Genomic DNA, 13670 nt, shown 5'->3' on the forward strand with positions numbered 1-13670 from the left:
AGAGAGTCGGCTGGTCGCATCCGGCCCGGTGCGTTGCGCGGACCGGGCCGTGGTGGTTTCGGTTTCGTGACACTAGGCGAAGGCGTATTTTTGGATCGCTACCGCCGCCGCACCTCTTGCCCATTGATCGAACTCCGGGGAAAGGACCGCAATCCGCACCTCGGATGCCTCGGGGTCCCTATCCGCGGCAAGTGCACTGCGTACGGTCTGCTCGAACCTGCTGAACAGTTCGATGCCTTCCCCGCCCAGGACCACCACATTGACCATGGTCAGGTTCGCTGCGGCGGCAAGGAACCGCCCGAGTGCCAGCGCAGCAGCTTGAAGCACCGAGTGGGCCACCTTGTTCCCCGCAGCGGCCAGCGCAAACGCCTCCCCGTAGCCGACTTCGCGAAGCAGGGCGGTGGAAATCTGCGCACAGATGCTGGGGATCGTAAGCATCGCCGTGGAGCAACCGCGGTGCCCCTCCATACACAGGGGGCCGTTGGGATCGAGCGGGAAATGTCCGCCCAGGCCCAAACCTGCATCCCGGCCACGCACCACCTGCCGGTGAATGGCCAATCCGTACCCGACGCCCGCGCCGATGGTGACCACAGCGAAATTCGCCGCCTCGCGCCCCACGCCGAACCACTGTTCGGCGGCAACGAGTGCCGTCACGTCGTTTTCGACCAGGACCGGCAGGCCCGTGCGTTGATGCAACAGGTCTCCAAGCGGGACATTGCGCCAGCCCAGGAACGGTGCCCGTTCGATGGCCATCCCGTCGGATATCTGGCCGCCGAGGGAGATGCCCACCCCCGATATTTGCTGGCCGGCCCGCTCGCGGAGATCGCCGATCAGCTCCACCAGGACCTCAAGCACGTCCGCGACCTCGCGGGTTGGCAGGTCACGCGTGGCGCTTACCCGAGATTTGGCGCGCAGGTCGGTGAGCACCCCTTGCGCCAACTGGCCGGTGATCTTGATGCCAACGAAGAAGGTGGCCTCCTGCCGGATATCGAGCAACCGGACGGGGCGCCCCACGCTTCCATTGAGGACCAGCTCGCTTTCGCTCACGATTCCCGCATCCAGCAATGGCTTGCTCAGCCGGGTCAGGCTGGCTGCACTGAGATTCAGCCGCTGGGAGAGCTCCCCCCTGGAGCTGGGGCCATGGATCAGAATGGCCCTGGCCACTTCCAATTCCGGTTCACTGAGCAACGGAATCCGGTCGGCCGACTGCCCAGCGGGCTGGTTGCGTGTGGCGATTGAGTCGCTGCTCGTCATGGCTTCGGGTGACATGCGACCAGTTTATTTCATTTCGGTCATAAATATCGACTCAACCCGCCAAAGGATCTAGGCGCGGGCGATCAAATACCCACTTTTCGCCTGGTTGTGTGGTGCTTGACACACTCATTAGTTTTGGAGTAAAAATAATAGATGACCACGACAGACCACCCCTTCGCGCCGTACCACCAGCTCCACCGCGGTGGCACCTCCGTCATCATCGATGCAACCACCGCCGGGATGCCAACGATCATCCACTGGGGCCCGGACACCGGTGAGCTCGATGAAAACGAACTGCGGGATCTTGCCAGCGCAGCACGTCCCCAACGCGTCTCCGGCGGGATCGACCAACCTGCCCGGTTGGGCATCTTCCCCCAGGAACGCTTCGGATGGCAGCACTCTCCTGCACTCGAGGGACACCGCACCTCCCGGTCATGGGCCACCGCCCTGGCCACCAGCAGAATCCGGTCCGACGAACACGCCCTGTCCATCAGCGCCGATGACCCCGACGCCGGCCTCGAATTGGTCACCGAGCTTCGGCTCAGTGCCAACGGAGTGCTCTCCCAGCGCCACACGCTGACAAACTCCGGTCCCGGTGCCTACCTGGTCAACAGGCTCTCCACCGTGTTCCCGCTGCCGCACACCGCAACCACGATCCAGGACAGCACCGGTCGCCACCTCAAGGAACGCAGCGCCCAGCGCCGACCCCTGACGGTCGGCTCGCACGTGAGGGAATCTCGTCGCGGCCGGCCCGGCGCCGACGCCAGCCTATTGATGCTGGCCGGGGAGACGCAGTTCGGACACCGCTCGGGCCTTGTCCACGGCGTCCACCTGGCGTGGAGCGGCAACCACCGGCTAAGCGCCGAGCGAACCATCACCTCCGACAACTTCATCACCGCCGGGGAACTGCTGCTGCCCGGGGAACTCACCTTGGAACCGGGGAGCAGCTACAGCACCCCGTGGGCGCTCGGCTCCTGGGGGCATGGAACGGACCAGCTCTCTGCCCGATTCCACAAGGACCTGCGGGGCCGGCCCCAGCACCCGCGAAGGCCACGCCCCGTCACCCTCAACACCTGGGAGGCCGTGTACTTCGACCACGACCTGCAGACCCTCAAGGACCTTGCCGACAAGGCAGCCACCGTGGGCGTCGAACGCTTCGTACTCGACGACGGCTGGTTCAATGGCCGCCGCGACGACACCGCCGGACTCGGCGACTGGTTTGTCGACCCGGGCGTTTGGCCCCACGGACTGTCCCCGCTCATCGACCACGTGACCGGGCTCGGCCTGGAATTCGGGCTTTGGTTCGAACCCGAAATGGTGAATCCGGACAGCGACCTGGCACGCAACCACCCCGACTGGATCCTGCACACGGCCGGCCGCTGGCCGGTGGCCGCGCGCCAGCAACAGGTCCTCAACCTTTCGCATCCCGATTGCTACGCGTACCTCCTGGAACGCCTCGACAGCCTGCTCACGAAGTACCCCATCGGCTACATCAAGTGGGACCACAACCGCGACCTGCTCGAAGCGTCCCACGCGCACAGCGGAACCGCCGCGGTCCGCGAAACCACGCTTGCGCTCTACCGGCTGCTCGCCGAGCTCAAGGCCCGGCACCCGGGACTTGAAATTGAAAGCTGCGCATCCGGTGGCGCCCGCGTCGACCTGGGCATCCTCGAACACACCGACCGCATCTGGACCTCCGATTGCATCGATCCGATCGAGCGGCTGGACAACCAGGAAAACACCAACCTGCTGATCCCCTACGAACTCATGGGTGCCCATATCGGCGGGCCCCGTTCCCACTCCACCGGGCGCAGGCACGACCTGGGGTTCATGGCACGCACCGCGATCTTCGGCCACTTTGGGATTGAATGGAACATCGCCCGGATCGACGATTCCCTGAGCGCCGAGCTCGCGCAGTGGGTGGACTTCCACAAGGAAAATCGAGCCCTCTTCCACAGCGGGGACAGCGTCCACGCTGATCATCCCGATGCCGCCATCGACATCCGGGGCGTGGTTGCCGCCGATGCCACGCGGGCAGTCTTCGCCTTCACGCTGCGGGAGGCCTCGCTCACCTACCCCGCCGGACGTTTCACCCTGCCTGGCTTGAACCCCGCGGCCAGGTATCGGGTGCGACTGAGCGAACCGCTGAATGATGCGGTGGGCAATGGCCAGTCAGCGCTTTCCTGGACACAAACCCCGCACGTCCTCAGTGGTGCCACCCTGGGAACGATGGGCCTGCAGTCGCCCGTCCTGTTCCCCGAGCAATCGGTACTGATCATGCTTGACCGGACCGACGGCTAAGGAGCAACCGTGAACAACGAAAAACCCCGCCCGAGCACCTGGCGATGCCTCGCCGGCGCCTTCCTGACGGTGGCACTCGGAGCCTCGTTGGCTGCCTGCGCCCCGGCCGGCGAGGGCCGCGTGACGTTGGACTTCTTTCAGTTCAAACCCGAGGCCGTCACCGAATTCAAGGCCCTTGTCGCCGAATTCGAAGCCCAGAATCCGGATGTAGACGTGGTCATCAATGCCGTTCCCGACCCGGATACCGCCATCCGCACACTGCTCGTCAAGGGCAAAACCCCCGACGTGCTCACGCTCAACGGCAACGGGAATTTCGCGGACCTGGCTGGGTCCTGCGTGTTCGCTGACCTATCGGCCTTTCCCTCCGCCTCCCGGGTCAAACCCGAGGTCCAGGAAATCCTGAACTCCTTGGGAACCTGCCACGGCAGCGAGACCAACGGCCTGCCCTTTGCAAACAACGCCAGCGCGATCCTCTACAACCCCGACATCTTCGCCAAATACAACGTCGAGGTTCCACGTACCTGGGATGAGCTCATTGCCGCGGCGGACACCTTCAAGGACAACGGGGTGGCACCGTTCCACCTGACGCTCAAGGATGCATGGACGGTCCTGCCCACCTATGTGAACCTTGCCGGAAATCTCAAACCGGCTGGATTCTTCGAAGATATCCGCTCCTCCTCGTGGAGCCCGCAGACAGGGACACATAGTTTCGCCGCGGACGGGGTGGAGGCCGCCGAGAAGCTCAAGCAGCTCTTCGGCTACCGCCAGCCCGGTGCAGACAGCGACGGCTACAGCGACGGGAACGCCGCCTTTGCCGCGGGAAAATCGGCCATGTACCTCCAGGGCAGCTTCGCGATTCCCGCTATCCGGGCCGCAAACCCCGAGGCAAGGATCGCGTCGTTCCCCTACCCGACCACCAACGACCCGGCCGACACAACCCTGGTCACGGGTGTCGACGTCACGTTGGCGATGGGACGGGACACCAAGCATCCGAAGGAAGCCGCGGCGTTCATAGAGTTCCTGATGAGCAGCGAGGCGATGAAAAAATACGCCGCGGGACAGTCCGCACTCGTGCCGCTGACGGATGCCGGGCCAATCACGGATCCGGCCCTGGCCGGAGTCCAGGAAATTTTCGATCAGGGCAGGGTGATCGGCTACTTCGACCACCAGGTACCCACCAGCATTCCGTTCACGGCAATGCTGCAGCAGTTCATGCTTGACGGCGACACGGCCGCATTCCTCGACCGGGCGGACCGCGAATTTGCGAAGGCCGCCGCCCGCACCTCAACGAAGAAAGGGGAATGACCATGGGCGCACCACGCCTCGCCGCGGGCCCCGCAAGGAACAAACTGCGCAGCGAAACAGTGAATCGAACGTTCTACTGGATGGTGATCCCTGCCCTCCTGCTCTTCGTCGTACTTCACACCATTCCGGCGCTGACCGGCATCTTCTATAGCTTCACCAACTACGCGGGATACGGCGAATGGAATTTTGTCGGCTTCGGGAACTACGTGAATTTGTTCAGGGACGACAGGATTCTCTCCTCGTACGCGTTCACCTTCCTCTTCGCCACGACCACCACGATCGTGGTGAACGTCGGCGCCCTTTTCATTGCCCTGTTGCTGAATGCGAAAATCAAGTTCCAGACCGCGTTCCGCGGGATCTTCTTCATCCCGAACGTGCTTTCGGTGCTGATCGTCGGCTACGTCTTCAACTACCTGCTCTCCAACAACCTGCCGCTCATTGGCCAGGCGCTGGGTATCGAGTGGCTTTCCTCCTCTATTCTCACCAACCCCGATCTTGCGTGGTTGGGCATCGTCGGGGTGACGGCCTGGCAGTCGATCGCCTTTAGCGTGATCATCTACCTGGCAGGACTGCAAACGGTCCCCGCGGAACTCTACGAGGCTGCAAGCCTCGATGGGGCGTCGCACTGGCGGCAATTCACCTCCATCACCTTTCCCATGATTTCCGCGTTCTTCACCATCAACATGGTGCTCGCACTCAAGGGCCTGCTGCAGGCCTTTGACCAGATCGTTGCACTGACAGGCGGCGGACCGGGCACCAGCACTGAATCGGTGGCCATGGTCATCTACCGGGGCGGATTCCAAGGTGGGGAATACGGCTACCAAATGGCCAACTCGGTTGTTTACCTGATCGTCATCGTGGTCCTTTCGCTGCTGCAGATGCGGACCCTACAACGCAAGGAGGCCGATTTCTCGTGAGCACACAACCCATAACCAAGCAGTCCGTGAGCGGCGAACAGGATTCCGGATCCACTCCGCCGCACGGTCCGGTGGAGAAGCGAAGAATTTCCAACGTCAATGTTCCGCTCACCGCCCTGGTGGCAGTGCTTTCGCTGACTGTCCTCATCCCGTTGTACTTCACCGTGGTCACCGCGTTGAAGTCTTCGGACCAGCTCGGCGGAACCGGATTCGAGCTGCCCACCAGTATCCACCCCGAGAACTTCACCAAGGCCTGGGAACTCACCAACTTCCCCAACGCCCTGCTGGTCTCCGGAATCGTGACGGCCTCGGCCGTGGTCCTGACGATCATCACCAATTCCATGGTTGCCTACGCCATCGCACGCAACATGAATCGGCCATTCTTCAAGGCCCTCTACTATTTCTTCATCGCCGCGCTCTTTGTCCCGTTCCCCATCATCATGCTGCCGGTGACCAAGGAAACCGCACTGTTGGGCCTGGACAACCCGGTCGGGCTGTTCCTTCTCTACACGGTCTACGGGCTGAGCTTCAACATCTTCGTCTACACGGCATTCATCAAGTCGATCCCCCCGGAACTCGAGGAGGCGGCCATCATGGACGGGGCCAGCCACTGGACCACCTTCTGGAAGGTCATCTTCCCGTTGTTGACGCCCATGAATGCGACGGTGGGAATCCTGACCTGCCTCTGGGCCTGGAACGACTTCCTGCTACCCCTGGTGATTCTTTCCGATCCGACCACCCGCACCCTCCCCCTGGTCCAGTACGTCTTCCAGAGCCAGTTCAACACCGACTATTCCACCGCATTCGCCTCGTACCTGATGGCGATGGCACCACTTCTGCTGGTCTACCTATTTGCACAACGCTGGGTTATTTCCGGTGTCATGAGAGGATCCATCAAATAATGAACGAGCACGCTGAAACCACCGCACTCGATGCCAATTGGTGGCGCCAGGCCGCCGTCTACCAGGTCTATCCGCGCAGCTTCGCCGACGCCTCGGGTGACGGGGTGGGCGACCTGCCGGGGGTGACCTCGCGCATGGGCTACCTCGCGAACCTGGGCATCGACGCGATCTGGCTCTCCCCGTTCTACCCCTCCGCCCTGGCCGACGGCGGGTACGACGTCGATGACTACCGCAACGTGGACCCGCGCCTGGGAACGCTGAAGGACTTCGACGCCCTGGTCGCGGCCGCCCATGCCGCAAACATCAAGGTCATCGCCGATGTGGTGCCCAACCACTCCTCCAACCGCCACGAATGGTTCACCGCCGCCCTGGCAGCGGCTCCGGGCTCCCCCGAGCGGGCCCGCTACCACTTCCGCGACGGGCTGGGCGAAAACGGCGAACTCCCGCCCTCGGACTGGCCTTCGCATTTCGGCGGACCGGCCTGGACCCGTGTCACCGAAGCCGCCGGGGAAAACGCCGGGGCGCCGGGGCAGTGGTACCTGCACCTCTTCGCCTCCGAACAGCCGGACCTGAACTGGGACAACCCGGAGGTCCGCGAGGACTTCCACACCACGCTGCGCTTCTGGGCGGACCGCGGCGTGGACGGCTTCCGCGTCGACGTGGCGCATGCGCTGGTCAAGGACATGGCACATCCGCTGCGCTCCAAGCCCTCGCTGGAAATCATCGTCGATGACGGCAGCGACGTGCTCTTTGACCGCGACGAGGTCCACGAGATCTATGCGGGCTGGCGTTCGGTGCTCAACGAATACGACCCGCCGCGCATTGCCGTGGCCGAGGCCTGGGTTCCCTTCACCGACCGGCGCCTGCGCTACGCCCGGCCCACCGGTCTGGGGCAGGCCTTCAACTTCGATCTGTTGCAGGCCCCCTTTGCGGCCGCCGCGTTCCGCGACATCGTGGCGCGGTGCCTGGAGGAGGCCGAAGCCTCCGGCGCATCCTCCACCTGGGTGTTCTCCAACCACGACGTGGTGCGCCATGCCTCGCGCTACTCCCTGCCCGACGGCACCGACGCCGCTGCCCAGGATGCGTGGCTGCTCTCCGGCGGCAAGGAACCCGCAACCGATCCGGCGCGCGGGCTGCGACGGGCCCGCGCGGCGACGCTGTTCATGCTGGGCCTGCCGGGCTCCGCCTACCTCTACCAAGGCGAGGAACTTGGCCTCCTGGAGGCCGCGGACCTGCCCCTGGACGCACTGCGGGATCCCACCTGGTTCCGCACCGGGAACAGGGTCAAGGGCCGCGACGGCTGCCGCGTGCCGTTGCCCTGGAATGCGCAGGAAGAGCACCTGGGCTTCGGCGGCCCGCCGTGGCTGCCCCAGCCCGACTGGTTTGCCGACCACGCCGTCAACGCCCAGGACGGGGTGAAGGACTCCACCCTGGAGTTCTATCGCAGCGCCCTGGCATGGCGCCGCACGCTGCAAACCACCGAGTCCCTCCACTGGGTATCGGCACCCGATGCCACGCTCGCGCACTACCGCCGGCCCAACGGGTGGGAGGTGCTCACCAACTTCGGCGCCACGCCGGCGGCGCTGCCCGAGGGACTGGACGCGGAAAGGATCGTCGTGGCCAGCGGTGCGCCGCCCGTGCCGCCCGCGCTGGTCCCGGGGGAAACCACGCTCTGGTTCGCACCGTAGTCCCGGGCCCGGGGCGCACGCGGCATCGTGGCGTGCGCCCCCGGCCTCCCTGTGGCGCGCATCAACCGGGCCCGACTGGGGGGAATGCCCGCGCTCATGGGAGAATGGTCAACATGGCAGAAGACACCTTGGGCACAGACACGCCCGTCATCGTTTCCGTTCCGGACAAGCCCGTTCTTGAGGGCCTGGAGGAACGCCTTGGCGCCCGCTGGCGCGAGCAAGGCACCTACAAATTCAACGCAGAGACCACGCGCGAGCAGGTCTACTCGATCGACACTCCCCCGCCGACGGCCTCGGGCTCGCTGCACGTGGGACACATGTTCTCCTACACCCAGACCGACGTGCTGGCCCGCTACCAGCGCATGCGCGGCAAGAACGTGTTCTACCCGATGGGCTGGGACGACAACGGCCTGCCCACCGAGCGCCGCGTGCAGAACTACTACGGCGTGCGCTGCGACCCCACGTACGCCTACGTCGAGGGCTACCGCCCCCCGGCGACCCCGGCGAAGAACCAGCGCGACTGGGACGTCGTGTCCCGCAAGAACTTCATCGAGCTCTGCGAGGAACTGGCCGTCGAGGACGAGAAGGTCTTCGAGCACCTCTTCTCCACCCTGGGCCTGTCCGTCGACTGGGACCTGACCTACCGCACCATCGACGACGTTTCCCGCTCGGTCTCCCAGCGCGCCTTCCTGGCCAACCTGGCAGCCGGCGACGCGTACATGGCCGAGGCGCCCACGCTGTGGGACGTCACCTTCCGCACCGCGGTGGCGCAGGCCGAGCTCGAGGACCGGGAAATGCCCGGCGCGTACTACCGCTACCCGTTCACCGCCGAGGACGGCACCCAGGTCTTCATCGAGACCACCCGTCCCGAGCTGCTGGCCGCCTGTGCCGGCCTGGTCGCAAACCCGGACGACGAGCGCTACAAGCCGCTCTTCGGCAAGACCGTCACCTCCCCGCTCTTCGATGTGCCCGTCACGGTCTACCCGCACGCGCTGGCCAAGATGGACAAGGGCTCGGGCATCGCGATGGTCTGCACCTTCGGCGACTTGAACGACGTGACCTGGTGGCGCGAACTGCAGCTGCCGACCCGCGCCATCATCGGCCGCGACGGCCGCGTCATCGCCGAGACCCCGGAGTGGATCACCACGCCGGCAGGCGCCGAGGCCTACGCGCAGATCGCCGGCAAGACCGTGTTCTCCGCCAAGGAGGGCGTCGTCGAGCTGCTGGCCGCCGCGAACCTGCTCGACGGGGAACCGAAGAAGATCAGCCACCCGGTGAACTTCTTCGAAAAGGGCGACAAGCCCCTGGAGATCGTCTCCTCCCGCCAGTGGTACATCCGCAACGGCGGGCGCGACGAGGAGCGCCGCGAGCGTTTGATCAAGCGCGGCGAGCAGATCGAATTCCACCCCGCCTTCATGCGCTCGCGCTACGAGAACTGGATCTCGGGCCTGAACGGCGACTGGCTGGTCTCCCGCCAGCGCTTCTTCGGCGTTCCCGTGCCGGTCTGGTACCCGCTGGACGCGGCAGGGGAACCGGACTACGAGAACCCGATCCTGCCGACCGATGAGATGCTGCCGGTCGATCCCGCGGCAGACGTGGCCCCGGGCTACGAGGAGTCCCAGCGCAACGAGGCCGGCGGCTTCGTGGGCGATGCCGATGTGCTCGACACCTGGGCCACCAGCTCGCTGACCCCGCAGATCGTCGGCCGCTGGTCCCGCGACGAGGACTTCTTCAACAAGGTCTTCCCGTTCGACCTGCGCCCGCAGGGCCACGACATCATCCGCACCTGGCTGTTCTCCTCGGCCGTGCGCGCCGACGCGCTGCACGATGTCGCCCCGTGGAAGCACGCGGCGATCTCCGGCTGGATCCTGGATCCGGACCGCAAGAAGATGTCCAAGTCCAAGGGCAACGTGGTGGTCCCCACCGACGTGCTCAACGACTTCGGATCCGACGCCGTGCGCTACTGGGCGGCCAGCGCCAAGCTGGGTGCCGACACCGCGTACGAGATCAACCAGATGAAGATCGGCCGCCGCCTGGCGATCAAGATCCTCAACGCCTCCAAGTTCGTGCTGAACCTGGGCGCCACCGAGGCCAACGTCATTTCCGGCGATGCCTCGGTGGTCACCAACGGCCTGGACAAGTCGCTGCTGGCCCGCCTGTCGCAGGTCATCGACGACGCCTCCCGCGCCTTCGACGCCTATGACTACGCACGTGCACTGGACATCACCGAGTCGTTCTTCTGGTCGTTCACCGACGACTACGTCGAATTGATCAAGGACCGTGCCTACGGTGCCCGCGGCGACGAGGAGCAGGCCTCGGTGCTTGCCACCCTGGCCACCACGCTGGATTCGGTCCTGCGCCTCTTTGCCCCGTTCCTGCCCTTCGCCACCGAAGAGGTCTGGGGCTGGTGGCGCGCCGGCTCGGTGCACCGCGCTCCGTGGCCCGGCTCCGCCCACTTGGCCGGCGCCATCGAAGGTGCCAACACCGCGGTGCTGCCGATCGTCGGCGAGGCGCTCTCGGGAATCCGCAAGGCCAAGTCCGAGGCCAAGGTCAAGCAGCGCACCGCGGTGCTCTCCGGCGTGATCTCCGCGCCCGAGGCCACCTTGGAGCTGCTGCGCAGCGGACTGGGCGACCTGCTGGCAGCCGGCAACGCCAAGGACATGAGCCTGGTTGCCGTCGACGGCGACCTGACGGTCAGTGACGTGGTGCTGGCACCGGCCGAGGACACCGTCCAGGCCTAGCTTCCAGGTGCCGGGGGTCCCGGCAACGAGGGCGCCGTGCCCCACCCCGCGGGGTGGGGCACGGCGCCCTCGTCTTTTTCAACCGGGACCGTCCCCTCTTCCGGCATCGCACCAGGCGGCAGACAGAGGGGAAGCCCCTTCGGCTGACAAACTAATGTCGGAGGGGCTTCGACTCGGTGATGGTTCTCGTACAGCGTTGATTTAGAGAACCGGACAAAATCCTCGTTGCGTGGGTCTTGCTGCTTCGCTGCTGCAGCCGAGCTAGAAGAGATTCCAATAGCTCGTCACCGCGAATTCGGTTTTTGTTCGGCATCATTCCGGTAGTGATGCGTATTACTTTTATACGCTCCGCCCTGCGAACCAGCAAGGGGCCGAAGCAAACTTTGTGGTTTGCTCCGGCCCCTTGGTTCATTTATTGGATATTTAGGCCCTTGACAGGCTTTCCTGTTCGCTGGCCGGGACGTCGAACTGCGGGCTCTCGGTCCGGCTCCGCTTGATTTCGAAGAAGTACGGGAAGGAGGCCAGGGTGACGGCGGCGTCAAAGAGCTTGCCGGCTTCCTCGCCCACCGGGACGCGGGTGATGACAGGTCCGAAGAATGCGGTGCCGTTCAGGGCCATCACCGGGGTGCCGACATCCTGTCCGACCTGGGAGATCCCGTTCTCGTGGCTGGCCTTGAGTGCCTGGTCATGCTCGGTGCCGGTGGCCGCGTCGGCCAACTCCGGTTCGAGGCCGACCTTGGCCAGTGCACGGGAAATGACCTCGCTGTAGTCCTCGACCTTTTCGTAGTGCAGCAGCTCGCCCATGGCGGTGTAGAGATCGCCGAGTACCGCGTCGCCGTGCTTCTGCGCGGCAGCGATCAGGACGCGCACAGGTCCCCAGCCCTTGGCCACAAATTCACGGTAGTGGTCGCTCAGGCCCTCGCGGCCGTCGTTGAGCACGGAAAGCGACATGACATGCCACGCCACCTCGATGTCGCGCACCTTCTCGACCTCCAGGACCCAGCGGGAGGTCGCCCAGGCGAAGGGGCAGACCGGGTCAAACCAGAAATCAACGTGAGTCTTCTCGGACAACGTACTACTCCTTCGATTGGATGACATGGGTGGTCGAGCCCCGGGCTTCCCCGTGGGGCCGGACCCGGGGTTTACAACGTAATTGCTAGGCGGTTTTCTTCCCGCGCTTGTCGACGACCTGCGCGGAGATCAGGGACGGTTCGGCCCCATTGAGCACCACATCGGCCGTGATGACGACCTCGGCGACGTCGTCGCGGCTCGGCATTTCGAACATGGTGGCGCTGAGGGTTTCCTCCAGGATCGCGCGCAGTCCCCGGGCTCCGGTGTCGCGGGCCAGGGCGAGGTCGGCAATGGCTTCCAGGGCACCCAGTTCAAAGGTCAGCTCGACGCCGTCCATGCGGAACATCTTTTGGTATTGCTTGATCAGCGCGTTCTTGGGTTCGGACAGGATCTTGATCAAGGACTCGCGGTCAAGCTTTTCCACGGTGCTGATCACCGGGAGCCTGCCGATGAATTCCGGGATGAGCCCGAACTTCAGCAGGTCCTCCGGGCGCACGTCCGAATACGAGGCGGCCTCGGACTTCAGCGCCGACAGCGGTGCGCCGAAGCCAATTCCCTTGCGCCCGGCACGGGAGGAAATGATCTCCTCGAGTCCGGCAAAGGCGCCCGCGACGATGAACAGCACGTTGGTGGTGTCCAACTGGATGAATTCCTGGTGCGGGTGCTTGCGTCCGCCCTGCGGCGGCACCGCGGCGACGGTGCCCTCAAGAATCTTCAACAGGGCCTGCTGGACTCCCTCGCCCGAGACGTCCCTGGTGATCGAGGGGTTCTCGCTCTTGCGAGAGATCTTGTCGATCTCATCGATGTAGATGATCCCCTGTTCGGCCCTCTTGACGTCGTAGTCCGCCGCCTGGATGAGCTTGAGCAGGATGTTCTCGACGTCCTCGCCCACGTAGCCGGCCTCGGTCAACGACGTGGCGTCGGCGACGGCGAAGGGAACGTTGAGCCGCCGGGCCAGCGTCTGGGCCAGGTAGGTCTTGCCGCAGCCGGTGGGCCCGATCAGCAGGATGTTGGACTTGGCGACCTCGACCTCGTCGAGGGAGTTGGCGTCGGAAAGTGCCGAAACGGACTTGGCCGCCGCGCCGCCCTGGATGCGCTTGTAGTGGTTGTAGACGGCCACCGCCAGCGAGCGCTTGGCGCCTTCCTGGCCGATGACGTATTCCTGCAGGGAGTCGAAGATTTCCTTCGGCTTGGGCAGTTCGAAGTCAACGCCCTCTTCGACCTCGGCGAGCTCTTCCTCGATGATCTCGTTGCAGAGTTCGATGCACTCGGTGCAGATGTAGACGCCGTGGCCGGCGATCAGCTTGCGAACCTGCTTCTGGCTCTTGCCACAGAAGGAACACTTGAGCAGATCAGACCCTTCACCCATGCGTGCCATCGTATTGGTCCCCTTATCTGGTACCGGTAAGACCGGCCCGAGAGAACCGGAAATGCTGAACTGCCTTAACTCTATGACAGAGCGCCGTCAGAATGGGCGAACGGGCGGCCCGT

The 13670-nt window shown here is 64.6% G+C and carries 9 protein-coding genes; 6 read left to right on the forward strand and 3 right to left on the reverse strand.

All coding sequences use genetic code 11. The features are described from left to right. Positions 1-72 precede the first annotated feature (72 nt). Positions 73-1269 carry an ROK family transcriptional regulator gene (locus AC6CHY_RS06850; RefSeq protein ID WP_254455837.1) on the reverse strand — a complete coding sequence of 399 codons (1197 nt, stop codon included), beginning with the start codon at positions 1267-1269 and terminating at the stop codon, positions 73-75. A 138-nt stretch (positions 1270-1407) separates the two neighbouring features. Here AC6CHY_RS06850 and AC6CHY_RS06855 point away from each other — a divergent pair, with 138 nt between their 5' ends. The 6 genes from AC6CHY_RS06855 to valS all read left to right on the forward strand — a co-directional run bounded on the left by AC6CHY_RS06855 (position 1408) and on the right by valS (position 11108). After that, on the forward strand, positions 1408-3555 hold the full coding sequence (locus AC6CHY_RS06855; RefSeq protein WP_217387796.1) for an alpha-galactosidase: 2148 nt from the start codon (positions 1408-1410) through the stop codon (positions 3553-3555). Positions 3556-3564: 9 nt separating this feature from the next. Continuing rightward, positions 3565-4860 (forward strand): ABC transporter substrate-binding protein, encoded by a 1296-nt coding sequence (locus AC6CHY_RS06860; RefSeq protein WP_217387795.1) that lies wholly within the window; start codon positions 3565-3567, stop codon positions 4858-4860. A gap of 2 nt (positions 4861-4862) precedes the next feature. Then, complete coding sequence (locus AC6CHY_RS06865) at positions 4863-5777, forward strand: carbohydrate ABC transporter permease (protein WP_254455836.1); 915 nt, start codon at positions 4863-4865, stop codon at positions 5775-5777. Positions 5778-5848: 71 nt separating this feature from the next. Continuing rightward, positions 5849-6679 (forward strand): carbohydrate ABC transporter permease, encoded by an 831-nt coding sequence (locus tag AC6CHY_RS06870; RefSeq protein ID WP_217388262.1) that lies wholly within the window; start codon positions 5849-5851, stop codon positions 6677-6679. Further along, on the forward strand, positions 6679-8367 hold the full coding sequence (locus tag AC6CHY_RS06875; protein WP_498226249.1) for a glycoside hydrolase family 13 protein: 1689 nt from the start codon (positions 6679-6681) through the stop codon (positions 8365-8367). The genes AC6CHY_RS06870 and AC6CHY_RS06875 overlap by 1 nt, the downstream gene beginning before the upstream one ends. A gap of 113 nt (positions 8368-8480) precedes the next feature. Next, positions 8481-11108 carry a valine--tRNA ligase gene (gene valS / locus AC6CHY_RS06880; RefSeq protein ID WP_498226251.1) on the forward strand — a complete coding sequence of 876 codons (2628 nt, stop codon included), beginning with the start codon at positions 8481-8483 and terminating at the stop codon, positions 11106-11108. 423 nt (positions 11109-11531) lie between these two features. Here valS and AC6CHY_RS06885 read toward each other — a convergent pair whose 3' ends face one another. Then, entirely contained in the window at positions 11532-12179 is a 648-nt protein-coding gene (locus AC6CHY_RS06885; RefSeq protein WP_498226253.1) for a mycothiol-dependent nitroreductase Rv2466c family protein, read from the reverse strand. An 85-nt stretch (positions 12180-12264) separates the two neighbouring features. Then, a complete protein-coding gene (gene clpX, locus AC6CHY_RS06890) occupies positions 12265-13557 on the reverse strand; it encodes an ATP-dependent Clp protease ATP-binding subunit ClpX (RefSeq protein ID WP_217387791.1) in 1293 nt (430 codons plus the stop codon). Between the last annotated feature and the right edge of the window lie 113 nt (positions 13558-13670).

It is taken from the genome of Paeniglutamicibacter sp. GQ140 (assembly GCF_059759235.1).